19 protein-coding genes are annotated in these 19,239 nt (G+C 64.6%); 10 read left to right on the plus strand and 9 right to left on the minus strand.

Annotation, left to right across the window (positions count from 1 at the left end; translation table 11 throughout):
- Position 1: 1 nt before the first annotated feature.
- Positions 2-592, minus strand: a complete 591-nt coding sequence (locus ASE61_RS17475; RefSeq protein WP_061968993.1) for a TRAP transporter small permease subunit — start codon at positions 590-592, stop codon at positions 2-4.
- Positions 593-619: 27 nt separating this feature from the next.
- Positions 620-1,681 carry a TRAP transporter substrate-binding protein gene (locus ASE61_RS17480; protein ID WP_162260117.1) on the minus strand — a complete coding sequence of 354 codons (1,062 nt, stop codon included), beginning with the start codon at positions 1,679-1,681 and terminating at the stop codon, positions 620-622.
- Positions 1,682-1,790: 109 nt separating this feature from the next.
- Here ASE61_RS17480 and ASE61_RS17485 point away from each other — a divergent pair, with 109 nt between their 5' ends.
- Positions 1,791-2,720 carry a LysR family transcriptional regulator gene (locus tag ASE61_RS17485; RefSeq protein ID WP_061968996.1) on the plus strand — a complete coding sequence of 310 codons (930 nt, stop codon included), beginning with the start codon at positions 1,791-1,793 and terminating at the stop codon, positions 2,718-2,720.
- 15 nt (positions 2,721-2,735) lie between these two features.
- Here the strand turns inward: ASE61_RS17485 and ASE61_RS26570 are convergent, their stop codons facing one another.
- Positions 2,736-3,644 (minus strand): LysR family transcriptional regulator, encoded by a 909-nt coding sequence (locus ASE61_RS26570; RefSeq protein WP_061968998.1) that lies wholly within the window; start codon positions 3,642-3,644, stop codon positions 2,736-2,738.
- 204 nt (positions 3,645-3,848) lie between these two features.
- Here ASE61_RS26570 and ASE61_RS17495 point away from each other — a divergent pair, with 204 nt between their 5' ends.
- Genes ASE61_RS17495 through ASE61_RS17510 form a run of 4 tightly spaced genes read left to right on the plus strand, consistent with a single transcriptional unit; the run spans position 3,849 to position 7,746 of the window.
- Positions 3,849-4,913, plus strand: coding sequence for a mandelate racemase/muconate lactonizing enzyme family protein (locus ASE61_RS17495; RefSeq protein WP_162260118.1), 1,065 nt, complete (start codon positions 3,849-3,851; stop codon positions 4,911-4,913).
- 46 nt (positions 4,914-4,959) lie between these two features.
- Positions 4,960-5,946: a TRAP transporter substrate-binding protein gene (locus ASE61_RS17500; RefSeq protein ID WP_061969002.1), complete on the plus strand. Its 987-nt coding sequence runs from the start codon at positions 4,960-4,962 to the stop codon at positions 5,944-5,946.
- The gene (locus ASE61_RS17505; protein ID WP_061969004.1) at positions 5,943-6,455 is read left to right on the plus strand and encodes a TRAP transporter small permease; all 513 of its coding nucleotides are present in this window, start codon (positions 5,943-5,945) and stop codon (positions 6,453-6,455) included. The genes ASE61_RS17500 and ASE61_RS17505 overlap by 4 nt, the downstream gene beginning before the upstream one ends.
- A gap of 13 nt (positions 6,456-6,468) precedes the next feature.
- Positions 6,469-7,746, plus strand: coding sequence for a TRAP transporter large permease (locus ASE61_RS17510; protein WP_061969006.1), 1,278 nt, complete (start codon positions 6,469-6,471; stop codon positions 7,744-7,746).
- A 219-nt stretch (positions 7,747-7,965) separates the two neighbouring features.
- Here ASE61_RS17510 and ASE61_RS17515 read toward each other — a convergent pair whose 3' ends face one another.
- Genes ASE61_RS17515 through ASE61_RS17525 form a run of 3 tightly spaced genes read right to left on the minus strand, consistent with a single transcriptional unit; the run spans position 7,966 to position 10,871 of the window.
- Positions 7,966-9,027, minus strand: a complete 1,062-nt coding sequence (locus tag ASE61_RS17515) for an NAD(P)-binding domain-containing protein (protein WP_061969007.1) — start codon at positions 9,025-9,027, stop codon at positions 7,966-7,968.
- A 41-nt stretch (positions 9,028-9,068) separates the two neighbouring features.
- A complete protein-coding gene (locus tag ASE61_RS17520; RefSeq protein ID WP_061969009.1) occupies positions 9,069-9,929 on the minus strand; it encodes an ABC transporter permease in 861 nt (286 codons plus the stop codon).
- Positions 9,930-9,932: 3 nt separating this feature from the next.
- A complete protein-coding gene (locus tag ASE61_RS17525; RefSeq protein WP_061969011.1) occupies positions 9,933-10,871 on the minus strand; it encodes an ABC transporter permease in 939 nt (312 codons plus the stop codon).
- A gap of 104 nt (positions 10,872-10,975) precedes the next feature.
- Here ASE61_RS17525 and ASE61_RS17530 point away from each other — a divergent pair, with 104 nt between their 5' ends.
- Positions 10,976-11,890 carry a LysR substrate-binding domain-containing protein gene (locus ASE61_RS17530; protein WP_061969013.1) on the plus strand — a complete coding sequence of 305 codons (915 nt, stop codon included), beginning with the start codon at positions 10,976-10,978 and terminating at the stop codon, positions 11,888-11,890.
- Here the strand turns inward: ASE61_RS17530 and ASE61_RS17535 are convergent.
- The 3 genes from ASE61_RS17535 to ASE61_RS17545 all read right to left on the minus strand — a co-directional run bounded on the left by ASE61_RS17535 (position 11,880) and on the right by ASE61_RS17545 (position 15,291).
- A complete protein-coding gene (locus tag ASE61_RS17535) occupies positions 11,880-13,424 on the minus strand; it encodes an ABC transporter substrate-binding protein (RefSeq protein ID WP_061969014.1) in 1,545 nt (514 codons plus the stop codon). The genes ASE61_RS17530 and ASE61_RS17535 overlap by 11 nt on opposite strands.
- A 146-nt stretch (positions 13,425-13,570) precedes the next feature.
- Entirely contained in the window at positions 13,571-14,290 is a 720-nt protein-coding gene (locus ASE61_RS17540; RefSeq protein ID WP_061969016.1) for a GntR family transcriptional regulator, read from the minus strand.
- A gap of 62 nt (positions 14,291-14,352) precedes the next feature.
- Positions 14,353-15,291, minus strand: coding sequence for a 2-hydroxyacid dehydrogenase (locus tag ASE61_RS17545; RefSeq protein ID WP_061969178.1), 939 nt, complete (start codon positions 15,289-15,291; stop codon positions 14,353-14,355).
- Between the two features lie 104 nt (positions 15,292-15,395).
- Between ASE61_RS17545 and ASE61_RS17550 the strand changes: the two genes are divergently transcribed.
- The 4 genes from ASE61_RS17550 (at position 15,396) to ASE61_RS17565 (ending at position 19,225) form a co-directional block, all read left to right on the plus strand.
- Positions 15,396-16,364: a Bug family tripartite tricarboxylate transporter substrate binding protein gene (locus ASE61_RS17550; RefSeq protein ID WP_082617507.1), complete on the plus strand. Its 969-nt coding sequence runs from the start codon at positions 15,396-15,398 to the stop codon at positions 16,362-16,364.
- A gap of 48 nt (positions 16,365-16,412) precedes the next feature.
- Positions 16,413-17,168: an HpcH/HpaI aldolase family protein gene (locus ASE61_RS17555; RefSeq protein WP_082617508.1), complete on the plus strand. Its 756-nt coding sequence runs from the start codon at positions 16,413-16,415 to the stop codon at positions 17,166-17,168.
- A gap of 79 nt (positions 17,169-17,247) precedes the next feature.
- Positions 17,248-17,718, plus strand: coding sequence for a tripartite tricarboxylate transporter TctB family protein (locus ASE61_RS17560; protein WP_082617509.1), 471 nt, complete (start codon positions 17,248-17,250; stop codon positions 17,716-17,718).
- A 4-nt stretch (positions 17,719-17,722) separates the two neighbouring features.
- Positions 17,723-19,225: a tripartite tricarboxylate transporter permease gene (locus tag ASE61_RS17565; protein ID WP_061969022.1), complete on the plus strand. Its 1,503-nt coding sequence runs from the start codon at positions 17,723-17,725 to the stop codon at positions 19,223-19,225.
- Positions 19,226-19,239: the final 14 nt, after the last annotated feature.

The raw sequence follows: 19,239 nt of genomic DNA on the forward strand, positions 1-19,239 counted from the left end.
ATTATCTCTGGATCACGGGTTGCGCGTCGACGGCGTCGAGCGCCTCTTCGATTTCATCGGCGACATCGGGTGTCGTGACCATTGCGGCAGCGGCTGCGCGGTCACCTCGCATGAGGGCGAGCGCGACGAGAGCGAGCTGCTCCATGCAGACGAAGGCGAACCAGACCAGCCCGACGAACCAGAGCCCTTGCGGGATGACCAGCAATGTCCCCAACGAGGTGTTCTCGCGTGCACCGAGGGTCCACGAGGTATCGACCGTGTCCCAGGCGAACCAAGCCATGATGAGTGCGACGGCGCCGAGCGCACCGAGCGCGAGGACATCCAGGGCGAACCTGATGAGCGGCGGCATCCAGTTCCTGATGACGTCGATCCGGACATGGGCGCGGTTCAACAAGGCGTAACTGAAGGCCCAGCTCGCGGAGATGGCGAGCGCATAGCTCGACAGCTCCGTGCCAACGCTGAACGGGATATGGATCACCTTGCGCGCCAGGATCTCCATGGTGATCACCACGGAGGATCCGACGAGCATCAGGCCGCCGATGCGGGCCATCCAGAGCGAGATGGCCGCGACGATCGCGTGAAATGCGTTCATGGCAATCTGCCCCGAAAAGCCCGCGGGTTACTGCGCCTTGGCCTCGATGCCCGCGACCTTGCCGACCGTCGCGTTCCACTCGGTGACGCATTCGGTGCCGCAGCGCTTGGCCCAATCGGGCAGGATCCGCTCGCGCAGGATCTTCTGCGCTGCCGCCTTGTCCGGCTCGGAGACGGTGACGAACTTCATCTTGGAACTGGCTTCGATGCCGTCCTTGCAGGGGCCGAGACCGGTGTTGCAGTTCACGCCGTCCTGGATGTCGTTGCCGGCCTGCACCCACATGCGATCCTCCAATTCGGCGAACTGCTGTTCGAGAAAGGTGCGGGTCTTCGGATCGAGCTTCGCCCAGCTGCTCAGATTGGCGCCGAAAAACGTCATCGACCAGCCCATGGGCAGCGCATAGAGATGGTCGCTCACCTCCCACCAGCGTGCGGTATTGCCGGCTGACGTGCCTGTCACCGCACATTGGGCGACGCCGCGCTGCATCGCCGGGATGACTTCGGCGAAGGGAACGTTCACCGAAGAGCCGCCGGCGCCCTCGACCATCTGCGACATTGCCCGGTTGAAGGTCCGCACCGCCTTGCCGCGCAGCGAATCCAGCCCCGTGATCTCGCCCTTGCAGTAGAACATCTGAGCCGCCACCGGGCTCATGCTGAGCAGCTTGGTGTGGTATTTCGCCTCGAGCGCCTTGGCGAGCGCGGGGCGGAAGGCGTCGGCAGCCTTGCGCTGCGTGACGATATCGACGGTCACGCCGGGCAGATCGAGGCCGTCGAAGCGGGAATCCTCGCCCGCCATGTAGGACATCGTCGCCTCGGAGATGTCGAATACGCCCTGCCGCAACAGGCGCAGCACCTCGGGGCCGCGTAGGCCGAGCTCCTCGAGCGATCCGAACGTCGTGGTGATCGCGCCGTTCGTCTTTGCCGCGAGCATCTCGGTGAAGAACGGCTTGTAGACCTTCTGGAACAGGTTCTGCGTCTGATTTCCGCCGGAGACCTTGAGATTGATCTTCGGGAAATCCTGAGCCTGGGCGCCGAGCGCCGACATTCCAAAGGCTGCCAGAAACGCCAATACACGAAGCGGTCGCTGCATCACTCTCTCCCTTGAAAGGTCGATTATTCGACTTCTGGCGGGCAGCGTAAGCCGCATTGCAATCGCAAATCCAATTGGATTATCTCGTGCGACAACATTGGAATTTTCAATGCGCCCGACGATCGCGGAATTAGAGGCCTTTGTCTGGACGGCACGTCTCGGCTCCGTGCAGGCGGCTGCGAGACATCTATTCCTCGCGCAGCCAACCGTGTCGCTTCGGCTGAAATCCCTGCAGGACGAGCTGGGCGTCAAGGTTTTCGATCGCGCCGGCTCGACGCTGCGCCTGAGTCCGGACGGCGAGCTGCTGTTCGGGCATGCGATCTCGATCATCGAGGAGCTCGGCCGCATGCGCGAGCGTGCAGGCTCGACCGGGGCGCTTCACGGCACGGTGAAGGTCGGCATGCCGGAAACCTTCGCGGTCGCCTGCCTGACGCTGATCCTCAAGGACCTTGGAGCGCTCTATCCGCGGCTGCGGCTGGAACTCTCCGTGGCCACGAGCTCCCAGCTCGAGGACGAACTCCGCGAGCACAGGCTCGACGTCGCCTTTCTGGTCCACCCCAGCGACGGCGTTGCGATCAGGCTGGTCGAGCTCGGGCGCCAGGAGGCGGCATGGGTCGCCGCCAAGAGCCTCGGCCTCGGCCCGATCGTGCGGCCTGCCGATCTGCAGGACTGTCAGATCCTGACAAACCCCCCGCCATCCGCCATGCATCGGCAGATCACCGAGTGGTTCAGCGCAGCAGACGTCAAACCGCGCCGGCTGGACTTTTGCACGGGCCAGATGGTCATCGCCCATCTGGTTCAGGAGGGCGTGGCCGCCGCCTTCCTGCCTGTAAAACTGATGGAGCCCGCTCTTGCCGACGGGCAAATCGTGAAGCTGCGGGCCGTGCCGGACTTCGCGCATGCCGCGCTTTGCGCCGGCCATCGCATCGGAGGAGCAACCGCCGAGATCGAGGCGGTGATCGCGGCGGCGCGACGGGTTCTGGGGACGATGCCGTTCCTGCTGCCGCCAGCACGGAGGGGGCGCGAGTGCGAGGGCTGATATCGGCCCAGCCCGTCAGCGCGGGCCGTCCACCTTGAGATAGTCGATCGCGTCGAGCGCCTTCTGGATCGATTTCAGCATGGCGCTGACCGGAGCGGTCAGGCCACCTTCCGGATAGCTCGCATAGACCCTGCCATGATTGAGGTCCGGAACCGGGCGCAGCACCGTGACGAGACCGGCCTTGACGTCGGCCTCCATCATCCGGACCGGCAATACGCCGAGGGCCACGCCCGACGAGACGAGATGGCCGATCACGGCGACGCTGTTGCAAAGATCATGGCGAAGCGGTTCGAGGCCGGCAGTCGCGAACCAGTCCTTGATCTGTCGAAACATGGCCGATCTCGGCTGATTGCTGACGATCGGCAAGGGGCAGAGGTCAGCGGGGCGGACTTCCGGACCGAGCCCCCATTTGACCGAGGCAACCCAGGCCGTGTCCTGCACGCCAAGCGGAACCAGCCTCATGCCGGGACGCCCGATCGGGTTGACCAGGACTGCGAGGTCCAGCCTGCGGTCATTGAGTTCGCGTTCCAGCTCGTAGCTGATCGAGACGACGTATTCCGCCTTCAGCAGCGGATAATCCGCCCGCACCGTTTCCAGCAGGCTCGGCAGGCAGGTCATCGCGAAGCCTTCGGCAAAGCCGACGCGGATACTGCCGGTCACGACCGCAGGGTCGGTCTGCAGCATGATCCGGTCGGCTTCCTCCAGCAGGGCGGCAGCGCGCGGGAGCAGGGCGAGGCCGTCCGCTGTCGGCGCAAGTCCCCGGCCCTTGCGCTGAAACAGCCGGACATCGAGCGCCTGCTCGAGATCGCGCAGGCGTAGCGAGATGGTGGGCTGCGACATGTGGAGATGGCCCGCAGCCTTGCTCAGCGAGCCGAGGCGAACGGTCCAGAAGAAGGCCTCGAGTTGCGCGATGGTGAATCTCATGCCTGGCGCATTCTCATATTGAGATTCCTGATTGATACCCCTGCAGATAAACCAATTGGATTGGCGATGGCAAAGCTGATTAACGGTTGAGTCCCTGCCGCAACCTGCCTGCCGTTCATGCTGTCCGCGCCTCCCAAGATACGTCGCATCGACGGATTCGAGCTCACTGCGAAGCTGAGCGAGACCGTCGGCAATTCGCGGCAGATGTTCGATCGCCGCGGCGCCCTGCTCCTGCGGGTCACCAGCGATACGGGCGCGGTCGGCTGGGGCGAGACCTGGGCCTATCCCGGCGCGGCTGCCGCGCTTGTCCGCGAGCATTTCGCCCCTGCCCTGCTCGGGCGCGACGCGACGACGCCGCGCGCCGGCTGGCAGGCGATGGCTGCCGGGCTCGGCTATGACCGACGTGGCATCTCGACGATGGCGCTCGGCGGGCTCGACGTCGCCTTGTGGGACCTCGCCGGGCAGATCGCCGGGCTGCCGGTCCATGCCCTGCTCGGCGGCAAGCTGCGGGACCGGATCCCGGCCTATGTCAGCGGCCCCTTCATGAAGCCGGGCCGCGATCCCTATCGCGACTTCGAGGCCGATATCGCCGGCTATCTCGACGCCGGCTTCCGGGCGATCAAGCTCAGGATGGGCAGCGATCCGGCCCGTGACGGCGCAACCGCCCACAAGGTCCGCGCCCAGATCGGCGACGCTATGCCGCTGATGGTCGATCTGAACGAGGGCTTCAGCGTCGAGGGCGCGCTCGCGATCGCCCGGCGGCTCGCGGAGGTCGATCCGGTCTGGCTCGAGGAGCCGATCGCCCATGACGACCTGCCGGGTTATCGCCGCTTCGCCGCCAAGGCGCCGATGCCTCTGGCGGGCGGCGAGGCGCTCTTCGGCCTGCGCGCCTTCCGGGATTATCTCACCGCCGGCGTGTTCGACTTCATCCAGCCCGATCTCGGGCTGTGCGGCGGGCTCTCCGAGGGGATGCGGATCTCGGCGCTGTGCGAGGCGTTCGACGTCGCCCTGGTGCCCCATGTCTGGGGCTCCGTCGTGAATTTCCAGGCCTCGCTGCATTTTGCGGCCTGCCTGCCCGAGCGGCGCGGCCGCCTGCGCTGGCCGCTGTTCGAATACGACCCTTCCGAAAACCCGCTGCGCACCGCCTTCGCCAGCCATCCGCTAGACGCCGACGGGGCGGTTGCGGTTCCGGACGCCCCGGGCCTGGGCCTTGACCTGACGCCCGAGCGGCTCGCGCCGTTCATCACGAACCATTGGACGATTGAATAATCGGCTCGTCGGATTCAACCGAGAGCGAACCCAGAGGGAGACGACCATGCGACTGAGATCCATCCTGCGTTCCGCGCTCGTCGGCGCGGCCTGCCTTGCCGGGCTGACATCCGCGTCGGCTCAGCAGCCGAAGGTGCTCAATCTAGCCTTCGTCGGCCGGGTCACGGCGCCCGAAGGCGTCGCCATGACGGCCTTTGCCGAAGAGATCAAAGCCAAGACCAACGGCCGCATCGAAATTCGCCTGCATCCCGGCGGCGCGCTCGGCGGCGACCGCGAGGTGCTGGAAGGACTTCAGCTCGGCACCGTCGATCTCACCGTGCCCTCGACCTCGGTGATCGCGAATTTCGTGCCCGAGGTCCAGGTTTTCGACATCCCCTTCCTGTTCCGAGATTTCGACCATGCCCAGGCGGTTCTCGACGGCCCGATCGGCCAGGAGATCCTGGCCAAGTTCAAGGCCAAAGGCCTTCAGGGCCTGGCTTTCGGAGGCATCGGCTTCCGTCAGCTCACCAATAGCCGCCGGCCGGTCAACGGCCCCGACGACGTCAAGGGGCTGAAGATCCGCACCCAGGAGAACCAGATCCATCTCCAGATCTGGCGCGCGTTGGGGGCGCTGCCGACGCCGATGGCACTGCCGGAAGTCTTCACGGCCCTGCAGCAGGGCGTGGTCGACGGCCAGGAAAACCCGATCGGCGCGATCCTCAACAACAAGTTCGGGCAGGTGCAGAAATACCTGACGATCACCAACCACGCCTTCACGCCGGTCGGCTTCGTCATGGCGCCCCGTGCCTTCGAGGCGCTGTCGCCGGAGGATCAGAAGCTCTTCGTCGAGGCCGGTCGGCGCGCCATGGCGATCTGCAAGGACGAGGTCGGCAAGGTCGAGAAGACCGGCATCGACGAGTTGCGCAAGCTCGGCCTCGAGGTGGTCGAGAAGGTCGATACCGCCAAGTTCCAGGACCTGCTCAAGCCTGCCTTCGCCGAGCTGGGCAAGCGCTTCGGCGAGGCGACGATCGCGCGCATCAAGGACCAGAAGTGAGCGCGCGGCAGTCCAGGGCGGTCGCGCTGCTGTTGGGCGCGGAGCGCATCGTCACCGGCGCCGGCCTCGCGGCCGGCTGCCTGGCGATGGCGCTGGCGGCCTGCGTCGGGCTCTTCCAGGTCCTGACCCGCTTCATCCTCCAGGAACCCGCAACCTGGTCCGAGCCGCTGATCCGCGCCTTGCTGATCTGGATGGCCTATCTCGGCCTGGCATCGGCGGTGCGGGCCGGATCGCTCGTTTCGGTGGATCTGCTTTACCGCCTCGTCAAAGGGCGAAATCGCCGGCTTCTCGAAGCCGCGATCGCGATCGCGACCTTCGCACTGCTGGCGATCCTGTTCTGGTTCGGCGCCGATCTGGTCTGGCGGGTCCGCTTCCAGAACCTGGCCGGGCTCGAGATTCCGATCAGCTACGCCTATGCCGCGATCCCGACCGGAGCGCTGGTCTCGATGCTCGCCGTGATCGCGCATTTCTTCGATCCACGCCGCGAAGAGCTCGAAACCGCGGTCTGAAAGACGATTTGCCATGACTGCAACGATGCTCGTCACGATGTGCGTGCTGTTCCTGCTCTCGGTGCCGGTGGCTGTGGCCGTCGGCCTCGCGGCGGTCGCGGGACTCGGCCTCTACACCCCGCTGCCGCTGGTGCTGGTGGCGCAACAGGCGTTCGCCTCGCTCGACAAGTTTCCGCTGGCGGCGGTGCCGTTCTTCATCCTCGCCGGCAATCTCATGGGCGAGGGCGGCATTTCGCGGCGGTTGGTCGATTTCGCCAAGAGCCTGGTCGGCGGCGTGCAGGGCGGCCTCGCCTGCACCTGCATCCTGACCTGCATGATCTTCGCCGCGGTGTCCGGATCGAGCGTAGCCACGACCTTCGCCATCGGTGCGATCCTGATCCCGGCGATGGTCAAGCACGGCTATCCGATCTCCTTTGCGGCTTCGCTCCAGGCCAGTGCGGCCGAGCTCGGGGTCATCATCCCGCCTTCGATTCCGATGATCCTCTACGGCGTTGCAGCCGAGGTCTCGATCGGCGAACTCTTCGTGGCCGGCTTCGGCCCCGGCATCCTGATCGCCTGCGCGCTGATGCTCTCGGTCTGGCTCTGGTGCCGCATCCGCGGCTATGGCCGCAACGATCACGAAGGGCGCATGCAGGTGCTGGCGGCAACGCGGGCTGCCGGCCTTGCCCTGATGATGCCGGTGATCATCCTTGGCGGCATCTATGGCGGCGTCTTCACCCCGACCGAAGCCTCGATCGTCGCGGTGTTCTATGCGCTGATCGTGAGCTGCTTCATCTATCGCGAGCTCGATTTCGCGACGGTGATCGCGATCCTGCGCAAATCGGTGGTCTCTTCATCGGTGATCATGCTGATCATCGCGATGGCGGGCCTGTTCAGCTTCCTGCTGACGCGCGCCGGCGTGCCTGCCCAGATCGGCGCCTATATCATCGCGACCTTCGACAGCGGCTGGTCCTTCCTGCTCGCGGTCAATCTCTTCCTGTTCGTGATCGGCATGTTCATCGAGACTTCGGCGGCGATCATCGTGCTGGCACCGATCCTGGCGCCGGTCGCGCTGCGCTTCGGCATCGACCCTGTGCATTTCGGGATGGTCATGGTGGTCAATCTGGCGCTTGGGATGATCACGCCGCCCTTCGGCGTCAATCTGTTCGCGGCCTGCGCGGTTGCCCGGATCTCGCTGGACAGGATGACGAAATCACTCCTGCCCTTCATCGGCGTCGTCTTCGCCTGCCTGATGCTGATCACCTACATGCCCTGGATCTCGCTCGCCTTGCGGGATTTTGTCTACCGCTGATCTTTTTGCCGCGCGCGAGCGGCTATCGCGCGCACGGGACGCGTCCGATCTTGGGAGCGACAGCGGCGAGATCGGTTCCGAGATCCGATCGCAGCTGGAAGCGACACGACCGCATCACGACCGTTCGTTGCGCTTTGAATGCAAAAGGCTTGGGTAGAAAGTGCGGTCGAGACAAGACCGGCAATGTTCCTGTCTCGACCACCTTTTTAGGCTTCGCTCTCAGCTCCAGAATGCATCCTGCCACAGGCTCAGCTTCTCGCCGACGCCGTTCTTGAGCGCGTTCTCATAGACGCGGTAGCCGCACATCACGTCGTAAATCGCCATGCCGCGGGCGAAGTAGACGATCACATCGTCGTCGTCGCGGCGCCCGCCGGTCTCGCCGGCGATGACCTTCCCGAGATCGATGATCTCTTCCTCCTTCGCCAGGCCGCGATCGACCATGACGCTCGGGGTCATCGTCTTGCGCTCCATGCTGATCGCCGAGTTCATGACATAGCCGTCGGCGCGAGCGAGCGTCTCGAAGGTCGCGTCCCAGATCGAGAGGTCGACCAGCAGGCTGCCCTTCTTCATCCAGTCCGGCGTGATGTAGGCGTCGTCGATCGTCTGGACGTTGGTCGCGGGAATGACGACATCGGCGTCGGCGACCGCATCGCGCGCCGAATCGGCCACGCGGACATCGATGTTCAGCTTGCGCGAGAACTCGGCGGCGAAGGCCTTGGCGCGCTCGGTGTTGAGGTCGTAGACATGGGCGACCTCGAGCTCCGGCATCACCTCGGCTGTGCACTGAATCGCGGCTTGGTTGATCGGGCCGACGCCGATCAGGCCGACGCTGCGCGCGCCCGGCCGGCGCAGATGCTTGACGCCGATGGCGCCGAGCGCGCCTGTGCGCATGCAGCTGATCACCATCGCGTCCATCAGCGCGAGGGGATAGCCGGTCTCCGGGTCGAGGATCGTGACCAGGCCCGAGGCACGCGGCCCTTTGCCATTGATCGGGTTGTCCGGGTTGCTCGGGATGTTCTTCAGCGCGACCTTCATCACGCCGTCGTCGTCGAGATAGCCGGCGTGGATATTCGCGCGCTTCTTGCTGGGATAGCCGACGAAGTTCTTCAGTTTCTCGGCCGGAACACCCCAGAACAGCGTCGCGGTCGGCGCCTCGATCGCCTTGCCCCGATAGGCCAGCAGCGTGGTCCGCTCGGTGTCGGCGACCGTGGCGGCGACATCGCCGGCGCCGCAGCGCACCGCGTCCTCCTGGCTGAGATAGATGAAATTGGCTTCACTCATGACAAGGCTCCGGGGTGGTCGTTCATGCGCTGCTTGCAGGGTCAGTCGCGCTGCCGCAGTTTCGGGTCGGTGGCGTCGCGCAGGCCGTCGCCGAGAAGATTGAGCGCCAGCACGGTCAGGAAGACGAAGACGCTCGGGAACACCGCCAGCCACCAGGCCTCGAGGATGTTCTCGAAGCCCTCGCGAATCATGCCGCCCCAGGTCGCCGTCGGCGGCTTGACGCCCAGCCCGATGAAGCTCAGCGAGGCTTCGGTGCGGATCGCCGTCGCCATCCACAGCGAGCCCATCACCAGGATGTCGGCGATCAGGTTGGGCAGAATGTGGATGCGCATGATGCGCTGGTGGGTGCAGCCCATCGAGCGCGCCGCCTGGACGAATTCCTGCTCCTTCAGCACCAGCGTCGGCGCCCGCGCCAGCCGCACGAAGGGCGCGATCTCGGTGATCGCGATCGCGATGATCAGGTTTTCGAGGCTCGCTCCCAGCACGGCGGCGACCAGCATGCCGAGCAGCAGACTCGGGAAGGACAGCATCAGGTCGACCAACGCCATCACGAAGGCATCGAAGCGCCCGCCGATATAACCCGAGATCACGCCGAGCGCCGTGCCCAGCGTCATCGCGATCAGGATCGAGACCAGCCCGACGAAGAGTGAGACCCGCGCGCCATAGATGATCCGCGACAGCACGTCCCGGCCATAGGAATCGGTGCCGAGCCAGAACTCGCTCGAGGGCGGCATCAGCCGGTTGACGATGTCCTGCGCCAGAGGGTCGTAGGGCGCGATCAGCGGCGCGAACACCGCCATCAGCACGATCGCCGTCAGCAGGGCGAGGCCGAACCAGGCAAAGACACCGCCGCGGGAGATGAACCGCGCCGTGTCGCGCAGGGTGGAGAAGGTTGCGCTCATGGCTCAGGCGTTCCTGATCCGCGGATCGACCGCGGCATAGGCCAGGTCGGTCAACACGTTCGCGAGCACCACGAAGGAGGCGAAGATGATCATCAACCCCTGCAGCAAGGTGTAGTCGCGGGTGTTCAGCGCGCTGAGGATCAACCGCCCCAGCCCGGGGCGGTTGAAGACGATCTCGGTCAGCACCGCATTGCCGATCAGCGTGCCGAAATAGAGCCCGACCACCGTGATGATCGGCAGGAGCGAGTTCCTCAGGACATGGCGCAGCGCCAGCGTCGTCGGCCCGATGCCCTTGGCGCGGGCGGTGCGGACATAGTCCTCGCCCAAGGTCGCCAGCATCGAGGAGCGCGTCACCCGCGCCACATAGGCGCTCATGATGATGCCGAGATTGAGCGCCGGCAGGGCGACGCCGAGGAAGCGATCCCAGGGGCCAGCGTTCTGGCTCGTCCCGATCACGGGGAACCAGCGCAGTTGGATGGCGAAGGCCAGGAGCAGCAAGATGCCGGAGACGAAGGCCGGCAGGGACAAGCCTACCAGTGAGAACAGCCGACCGACATAGTCCGGCCAGGCATTGCGGTGGACGGCGGCATAGATGCCGAAGGGCAGGCCGAGCGCAAGGCCGACGAAGATCGAGGCGGCGGCGAGCTCCAGCGTGTTCGGCAGGACGCGCAACGCCTCTTCCAGCACCGGCCGCTTCGTCACAAGCGAGGTGCCGAGATCGCCTTGCAGCAACCCGCCGAGGAAACCGAGATATTGCTGGGGCAGCGGCCGGTCCAGCCCGAGCTCGAGGCGCAGCGCGTCGAGGGCCGCGGTGCTGGCCTGGTCGCCGAGGATCACGGCAGCTGCATCGCCCGGCACGACGCGGATGATCACGAAGATCGCCGTGAACATGGCGAGCAGCGTCGGTAGTCCGAGCAATATTCGTTTGAATGCGTATTGCATGACGTTTTTAGCAGTCGCGGTTGCGCGACCTCCTTCTGGTGAATATCGACAGGCAATGCTAAAACGTCCAACAACGTTTTTGGCTCGGTGTATTCCAGAGAGTTATGCCCAGAAGCATCAATCTACGGCAGGTCGAGGCCTTTCGCGCGGTGATCGAGAACGGCACCGTCAGCGCCGCCGCGCTCGCGCTCAACGTCACCCAGCCGGCCGTCAGCAAGCTCGTCTCCAATCTCGAATACGACACCGGCTTGCGGCTGTTCGACCGCGTCAAGGGCAAGCTCGCGCCGACGATCCAGGGCATGCGGCTCTATGAGGAGGTGGATCGCGTCTTCTCCGGGCTGCACCAGCTCGAGCGCGCGGTCGAGACCGTGCGCCGCGAGGAGAAGGGGCGGCTCGTCGTGGGCGTGCTGCCGGCCCTCTCTGGCCATTTCATCCAGCAGGTGACGATGCGCTTCCTCGAGAGCGAACCGCATGTCTTCGTCTCGCTGATCGTGCGCGGCTCGCCGGGCCTCACCGACTGGCTCGCCACCCGACAGGTCGATGTCGGCATCCTGAACGCCAGGGTCGAGCATGCCTATCTCGAGACCGAACCCTTCCTGTCGCATCCGCTGGTCTGCATCATGCCGCCGAGCCATCCGCTGGCGCGGAAATCCGTGGTCCGGCCGGAGGACCTTCATGACGAGCCCTTCGTGGGCTTCGACGAGGGCGTCGAGATCCGCCGCGTCGTCGACGAGGTCATGGCGAATTACGGCTCGCAGCCACGTCTGGTGCTGGAGGTGACGACGGCGCCGACGCTCTGCGAGTTCGTCGCCCACGGCCTCGGCCTCTCGCTGGTCCATCCGCTGATGGCGGGGCCGGTGCAGGGCCGTGTCGCGATCCGGCGCTTCGAGCCGGCGATCGACAACCATTTCCTGCTGGTCAAAGCACAGAAGGCCCGCAATGCGGGCCTTCTCGATCTCTTCATCGGGCATGCCCGCCGCTGCGGCGGAGAGCTGATGCGGGAGGCGCTCAGCGCGTGACGGTGGTCTTCTCGGTGATCTGCGGGGCGATGTTGATCGCGCCCTTCAGCTCATAGCCGTAATCGACCTTCTTGCTGCGCGCCCAGACCTGCTGCAGCTCGAACAGCGGCACGGCGCAGACATCGGCGTTGATCTTCTCCTGCGCGGTCTTCCAGGCCGCCATCTGCCGGGCAGCGTCGGTCTCCTTGCGGGCCTGCTCGATCTCGGCGTCGGCCACGGCGCAATGCGAGAAATTGGTGATCGCGGTCGGCTTACCGACCGTCGCAGCCGAGTGGTAGAATTCGGTCAGATAGGTGTCGGCGACCGGGAAGCGTGCTGCGCCGTAGAACACCAGCGCGCTGGCGTTCTGGCGGATCTGTTGCTGGTAGGTCGGATGATCGACCACCTTCATGTCCAGCTTGATACCGGCCTTGCCGAGCTGGTTCTGAATGACTTCCATGATCGGCAGCTGCGAGGAGATGTTCGAGACCACAACCGCCAGCGTGATGCCGTCGGGATGGCCGGCCTCCTTGAGCAGCGCCTTGGCGCGATTGACGTCAGCCTTCACTGTCCAGGAGCAGTCCTCGCCGCGATAACCCGGCGGCACGACCGAGCAGCCCTTCTTGGCGACGTCAGGGCCGACGAAGCGAACGATCTGATCGACGTCGATGGCCGCTGCGATCGCCTGCCGAACCCGAATGTCGTCGAGCGGCTTGATGCTGCGGTTGATATGCAGCGTGCGGAACTCGCCAAGCCCGAAGATGTCGACCACGGCATCAGGGCGTGCCTTGACCTGCGTCACCCAACGCTGCTCGCGCCGGCCATAGATCATGTCAATCTGGCCCGACTGGAAGGCAAGGTCGCGGCTGCTGTCGGAAAGCACAAAGCGCCAGAACACTTCATCGATCTTCGGCACGCCTCGGAAGCTGTCCTTGTTGGCGGTCAGGCGGACATATTGCTGTGGCACGTGCTCGGCGATCGCGAAGGGGCCTGTGCCGACCGGCTTCGCCGAGAAGCCCGCGCCCATCTGCTCGGCCGCCTTCTTGCTGACGATGCGCCCACCATTGAAGTTCGAGAGCAGCCCGAGCAGGCTAGCATTCGGATATTTCAGCTCGACGCGAACGGTCATGTCGTCGACCTTCACCACATCCGCGATCGACGAGAAATTGCCGGCGAAGGACGAGGTCTTCGGATCGGAGGCGCGCTTCAGCGAGAACACAACGTCATCGGCGGAAACTTCGCCGAAGCCGCCCTGGAACTTGACGCCCTTGCGCAGATGGAAGGTCCAGGACTTGCCGTCGGCAGCAGTCTCCCAGCGCTCGGCGAGGTCGGGCTCGAGCTTGGCCGGGTCAGCGCTGCCCGGCGGAAACCGCACCAAACCATCGAAGACGTTGCTGAGCAGCATCGAGTCGAAGCCGTTGGCGCGATGCGGATCGATATTGGTGATGTCGGAGGTGCCGACAGCGACCTGCAGCGTTTCCGCCCGAGCCGGAGATGCGGCGAGAGCCGGCGCAGCCAGCAGGCCCGCCAGAACGGCCATCGTTGTCTTGTTCATCGCGGTGCTCCCCATGCTTTGACGCATGAGGCCGATCGCGCCGCATGCCGTCAAATGACGTTTGGCGAGCCGCTTATAAGCAATGGTTATGCTGATGCTTGCTGAGGCAGGCAGCGTCGCGGTGCCGTGGCAGGCGCTTGCCACCGTTACCAGTCGCCGTTCTTCAGGAATCTGAGCAATTGATTCCTGGCTCCTTCACAATGTGTCTGCGCGATGTCGCGAGCCCGTTTGACGTCATGATTGGCGATGGCTTTCAACAACAGCCGGTGCTCCGCAATGATCGTCTCGATGCGCGCCCCGCCATAGGCATATTTCACGCGAATGGCCTCGATGAGTAGCCGCCCGCGATCAAGCACCCGCAGCGCTTCCGAATTGCCCGGCAGCCGATTGATGAAATTGTGGAGGCGGAAATTGGCATGCAGCATCGTGGCTGCCTCGCGCGTCGTCGCCTTCTCCTCGAAATTGTCCACCAAGGCAGTGAGCTCGGCCACGCCCGCGTCATCAATGAGCGCAGCGGTTTGCCCGGTCAGCATCACTTCGATCCCGGCTCGCACATCCAGCACATTGCGGATGTATTCGGCATTGATGCTGCGGATTTCGGCGCCACGGTTGGGGTGCAGCTCGACGATGCCCTCGGCTTCGAGCTCCTGCAGGGCGGTGCGGACCGGCATATGGCTGACCCCGCAAAGCGTGGCGATCTCGTTGATCTTGAGGCGCTGCCCCGGAACCAGTTCGCCGTGCAGGATGCGGCGGCGCAAATCCGCCGCAACCTGCATGGAGGTCGTGGCGCCGACCTTGAGCGCAGGCGCCAGGTGCTCCGGAGCCTCGCTTGCATGATCCGGATAGTATGTCTTGCCGTAAACCACGGAGTTCCGATCCTGGCTTGGTGCGCTTGATTGCAGGCGGCGATCGTTCGTCGAGCCCTGCTTCACGGTAGGGGTGAGAGGAGAGGCTCGCCCTCAAAGAAGGCGGTGAGGTTGTCGAGCAGCATCTGCCCCATCGCAATTCGCGTATAGTTGGATCCCGATCCCAGATGCGGCTGCAGAACGACGGTGTCCAGTGCGGCCAGCGCTTCGGGAACGTTCGGCTCATGCGCAAAGACATCGAGGCCGGCGCCTGCCAGGCGCCCATTCTGCAGCGCCTCGACAAGGTAAGGCTCATCGACGACGGAGCCTCGCGCCACGTTGATCAGATAGCTATCCGGGCCGAGCGCATCGATGACCTCGCTCCCGACGAGGCCCACGGTGCCGGGCCCGCCCTGAACGGAGATCACGAGGATACGAGCGAAGCGCGCGAGATCGCGGATGTCCGCGAAATAGCGGTAGCCGGTATCCGGCTGTTCGCGCCTGCCAGTATAGGCGATCTTCATTCTGAAGGCTTCGGCCCGTCGTGCGATCGCCTTGCCTATGCCACCAAGGCCGACGATGCCAAGAGGCTCACCCCAGACCTTGTCGGTCAAGGCCGGTTTTTCGGTTGCCCAGGCCCCGCGGCGGACGAAACGGTCGTTGAAGAGGACGCGCCTGACGGTGGTCAGCGTCAGGGCCCAGGCCATGTCGGCAACACATTCCGAGACGACGCCCGGCGTGTTGGTGACCGCGACACCCATGGCCCGTGCGGCCGACACATCGATGCCGTCATAGCCTGCGCCCGAGGATGCGATCAGCCTGAGCTTCGGTAGGCGCGACATCAATTGGCCGCTTAACTGATAATCCCCGCGCGTCGCAATCGCAGTCAGACGCGGCGCGACTGCCGCGATCAACGCATCGCGATCGGGCGCGAGGTCATAGCGGCGCACGACATATGTTCGCGACAGCGCATCGCTCGTCTCCGGCAGCAGCGGGCCGATCTGCAGGACCTCCGGCTTCATCTTCGTCCCCTTGCAATCCGCGTTGCCTTGATATTTGATCAAATATCAATTACGCAGCGATCGAACCCGGCGTCAATGCCGGGAGCAATGAGAGGGAGGACGATATGCCATTCATTCGCATGGCTCTGGCGGCCGGGCTCGTGGCTACGGGCCTGTCGACAGCGGCGCTGGCCCAAACCTATCCGAGCGAGCCGATCAAGCTCGTCGTTCCGTTCCCGCCCGGCGGCACCTCGGATTTCGTCGGTCGTGTCGTCAGCGAAACGCTCGGCAAACAGCTCGGCCAGCCCGTCATCGTCGAGAACCGGCCGGGTGCGGCGGGCACCATCGGAACCGTAGGCGTCAGCCAGGCGGCTCCCGACGGCTACACGATCCTGCTGACCTCGTCGGACATCACGATCACCCCGATCATTCAGGCGAATGCCCCCTTCGATCCGATCAAGGATTTCGCTCCGATCGGCCTCGTGCTGCGCTATTCGCATTATCTGGTTGCCAACGCGGCTTTCCCGGCGAAAACCGTAGGCGATCTCATCACCCTAGCGAAGGCGAAACCGGGAACGATCAATTTTGCCTCGGGCGGCATCGGGGGCAGCAATCACATGGCGGCCGAACGCTTCCAGAGCGTTGCCGGCATCAAGCTGACGCATGTGCCCTATAAGGGTAACGGGCCCGCCATTACCGATCTGGTCGCCAACCGGGTCCAGCTGTTGTGGACATCGTTGCCGCCGGTGCAGGCTTTCATCAGCAGCGGCAAGCTGAAGATCATCGGCATCACCAGCAAGGAACGCTCTCCTGCAACCCCGGATGTCCCGACCTTCTCCGAGAGCGGGCTGCCCGGTTACGAGCTGAACAACTGGTTCGGGGTTCTCGCACCGCCAAAGACGCCGCCCGCGATCGTCGAGCGCCTCAACGCCGCCCTCAAAGAGACGATGGCCTCGCCCGAGGTCCTGAAAAAGCTCGAGGCTCTCGGAATGGATCCGGTCGTCAACCAGCCGGCCGAGTTCAGCGCGATGCTCAAGGATGAAATGGAAAGCTGGCGCCTGATCGCCAAGCAGGCCGGCCTCGCCGCGAAATAGCCTGCAACAGTCTGACGCTCGATCATCACGCGCCCTTGGAGCACGACCATGCGAACCAATACCGCCAAGCAGCGGGCACTCGCGGATCAAACCGCTATCGGCATCATGTGCAACCTCGCCAGTCCTATCGGGGCCGAAACATTGGGGCAGTGCGGCTACGACTTCGTGGTGATCGATCTCCAGCACGGGGAGAACAATCTGGCGACCGTCCAGGTGCTGATGCAGACGCTCAGCGCCAGCGCTTCGACGCCGATCGTCCGGGTGCCTGCCAATGACCCCATCCATATCCAGCGCGTGCTCGATCTCGGCGCCTATGGCGTGATCGTTCCTTTCGTCAACAATGCCGGCGAGGCCCGGAGCATTGTCGAGAACACGGCTTACCCGCCGCTGGGCTCGCGCAGTTTCGGGCCGATCCGCGGCACGATCTATGGCGGACCGGATTATTTCGCGAAGGCCGGTGACGAGCTTCTCGTCCTGCCGATGATCGAGTCGGCCGACGGCCTGGCCAATGCTGCGGCGATCCTGGCGGTGGACGGCATCCATGGTTGCTTCGTCGGCCCGGCAGATCTCAACATATCGCTCGGCCATTCACCCGATGCGCCCCTCGCCGCAGCCACCGAGGAGGGCATCGCCGCGATCCTCGCGCAGGCAGCGGCGCTCGGCAAAGTCGCCGGCATTCACGCCTTCAGCATCGAGGACGCCAAACGTCGGGCCGAGCAGGGGTTTCGGTTCATTACGGTGATGGCCGACACCCGCCTCATCAGAATGGGCGCGCAACAGACATTCGCCGCATTGCGGAGCTGACAGGCTCCGCTCAGGCGCCGAACCATGCGCACGATATCCGCTGCGGCGCAGCGCTTCTCGATGGGAGGCAGGATCGAGAATGAGATTACAGATCAGAAACCGGCGGGATTTCTACTCGGGGCTGATGTTCGCTGCGTTCGGCGTTGCATTCGCGGCCACCGCCGCCCGATACGAGATCGGCTTGCCGGCACAGATGGGCCCCGGCTGGTTCCCCCTGGCGCTTGGGGCCCTTCTCACCGGGCTCGGCATCCTGATCGCGTTCGCGGCCTGCCGCGTCAGCGCGACACGCACGGAGATCGCGGCGATCGCCTGGCGCGAAATGAGCCTGATCCTGCTCGCAGTGGCCCTGTTCGCGCTGCTGCTTCCGACCGCAGGTGCGGTCATTGCGGTGGTTGCCCTGGTCGCGGTCTGCGCCTGGGCCGGGCGCTCCGGAAAGCTGATCGAGACCGGCCTCGTCGCTCTCACCCTTGCGGCGATTTGCGACTTCGTCTTCATCCGTGGCCTGGGCCTGCCGATCGCGGCCTGGCCATCATTGCCTTTCAGCGGCTGAAGCGATGGATTTCGCGTCGAACATCATTCTCGGCCTGACCACGGCGATCCAGCCGCAGAATCTGCTGTTCTGTTTCGTAGGCGTGGTTCTCGGCACGGCGATAGGCGTCCTTCCAGGCCTCGGGCCGCTCGCAACCATCGCGATGCTGCTTCCGCTGACCTTCAAGGTGGCGAGCCCCGACGCTGCGCTCATCATGCTGGCAGGCCTCTACTACGGGGCCCAGTATGGCGGCTCGACCACGGCGATCCTCGTCAACCTGCCGGGCGAGCCATCCTCGATCGTTACCGCCCTCGATGGCTATCAGATGGCGCGCAAAGGCCGCGCGGGCACGGCCCTCGGCATAGCCGCGCTGAGTTCCTTCTTCGCAGGCACCGTCGCGACCGCCGTCATAGCCGTTGCGGCCGCCCCTTTGGCCGAGCTCGCCTTCGCTTTCGGGCCGGCGGAGTATTTCTCGCTGATGGTTCTGGGGCTGATCGCTGCGGTGGTTCTGGCTCAGGGGTCGATCCTCAAAGCACTGGCGATGGTCGTGCTGGGCCTGTTGATCGGCATGATCGGGACCGATGTGAATTCGGGTGCGACCCGCTTTTCCTTCGGCATCCCACAGCTTTACGACGGGCTGGATATCGCGGTCATCGCGATCGCGGTGTTCGGCTTCGCCGAATTGATTTCACTGATCAGCGAAGCCGGAACCCAGAGCACGACCGATGCGCCGATCGGCCGGATCCTGCCGGACCGCAGGGAGTTGCGGCAGGCTGCGCCAGCGGCGATGCGCGGCACGATATTCGGATCCTTGCTCGGCGTTCTTCCCGGGGGCGGCGCGACGCTGTCGTCCTTCGTGTCTTATGCGGTCGAGAAGAAGCTGTCGAAGACACCGGAGCAATTCGGCCGGGGAGCCGTCGCGGGTGTCGCGGCGCCGGAAGCTGCCAACAATGCTGGTGCACAGACATCCTTCATTCCCATGCTGACGCTCGGCCTGCCGTCAAATCCGATCATGGCGCTGATGATCGCCGCATTGATGATCCATGGCATTCAGCCTGGCCCGCAGGTCATGACAAGCAACCCGACGCTGTTCTGGGGGCTGATCGCGTCGATGTGGATCGGCAATCTGATGCTCGTCGTGCTCAATCTTCCGCTCATCGGGCTGTGGGTCCGGATGCTCGCCATCCCGACGCGCATCTTGTCGCCCGCGATTCTGATGTTCTGTGCCATCGGCGCCTATTCGATGGACAACAGCACGTTCAATATCTGGATCTCGATTCCGCTTGCGGCGCTAGGCTATCTCTGGCGCAAGCTCGACTGCGAAGCAGCACCGCTCCTGCTGGGCATCGTGCTGGGCCCATTGCTGGAGGAATACCTGCGGCGGGCCATGGTTCTCTCGCGTGGCAGCTGGACGATCTTCGTCGAGGAGCCGATATCCTGCACCTTGTTGGCTATTGCTCTCGTGATGCTCGTCGTCGTTGCGCTGCCGGCGGTTCAAAGCCAGCGCGAGAAGGCTTTCGCCGAATAGGATCCCATGTCTCG

Source organism: Allobosea sp. Root670, from assembly GCF_001429415.1.
Lineage (GTDB): Bacteria > Pseudomonadota > Alphaproteobacteria > Rhizobiales > Beijerinckiaceae > Allobosea > Allobosea robiniae.

Excerpts from the sequence above, each read along its gene's own strand:
- ASE61_RS17475 (WP_061968993.1), bottom strand. The coding sequence starts at position 592 with ATGAACGCATTTCACGCGATCGTCGCGGCCATCTCGCTCTGGATGGCC.
- ASE61_RS17480 (WP_162260117.1), bottom strand. The coding sequence starts at position 1,681 with ATGCAGCGACCGCTTCGTGTATTGGCGTTTCTGGCAGCCTTTGGAATG.
- ASE61_RS17485 (WP_061968996.1), top strand. The coding sequence starts at position 1,791 with ATGCGCCCGACGATCGCGGAATTAGAGGCCTTTGTCTGGACGGCACGT.
- ASE61_RS26570 (WP_061968998.1), bottom strand. The coding sequence starts at position 3,644 with ATGAGATTCACCATCGCGCAACTCGAGGCCTTCTTCTGGACCGTTCGC.
- ASE61_RS17495 (WP_162260118.1), top strand. The coding sequence starts at position 3,849 with ATGTTCGATCGCCGCGGCGCCCTGCTCCTGCGGGTCACCAGCGATACG.
- ASE61_RS17500 (WP_061969002.1), top strand. The coding sequence starts at position 4,960 with ATGCGACTGAGATCCATCCTGCGTTCCGCGCTCGTCGGCGCGGCCTGC.
- ASE61_RS17510 (WP_061969006.1), top strand. The coding sequence starts at position 6,469 with ATGACTGCAACGATGCTCGTCACGATGTGCGTGCTGTTCCTGCTCTCG.
- ASE61_RS17515 (WP_061969007.1), bottom strand. The coding sequence starts at position 9,027 with ATGAGTGAAGCCAATTTCATCTATCTCAGCCAGGAGGACGCGGTGCGC.
- ASE61_RS17520 (WP_061969009.1), bottom strand. The coding sequence starts at position 9,929 with ATGAGCGCAACCTTCTCCACCCTGCGCGACACGGCGCGGTTCATCTCC.
- ASE61_RS17525 (WP_061969011.1), bottom strand. The coding sequence starts at position 10,871 with ATGCAATACGCATTCAAACGAATATTGCTCGGACTACCGACGCTGCTC.
- ASE61_RS17530 (WP_061969013.1), top strand. The coding sequence starts at position 10,976 with ATGCCCAGAAGCATCAATCTACGGCAGGTCGAGGCCTTTCGCGCGGTG.
- ASE61_RS17535 (WP_061969014.1), bottom strand. The coding sequence starts at position 13,424 with ATGAACAAGACAACGATGGCCGTTCTGGCGGGCCTGCTGGCTGCGCCG.
- ASE61_RS17545 (WP_061969178.1), bottom strand. The coding sequence starts at position 15,291 with ATGAAGCCGGAGGTCCTGCAGATCGGCCCGCTGCTGCCGGAGACGAGC.
- ASE61_RS17550 (WP_082617507.1), top strand. The coding sequence starts at position 15,396 with ATGCCATTCATTCGCATGGCTCTGGCGGCCGGGCTCGTGGCTACGGGC.
- ASE61_RS17555 (WP_082617508.1), top strand. The coding sequence starts at position 16,413 with ATGCGAACCAATACCGCCAAGCAGCGGGCACTCGCGGATCAAACCGCT.
- ASE61_RS17560 (WP_082617509.1), top strand. The coding sequence starts at position 17,248 with ATGAGATTACAGATCAGAAACCGGCGGGATTTCTACTCGGGGCTGATG.
- ASE61_RS17565 (WP_061969022.1), top strand. The coding sequence starts at position 17,723 with ATGGATTTCGCGTCGAACATCATTCTCGGCCTGACCACGGCGATCCAG.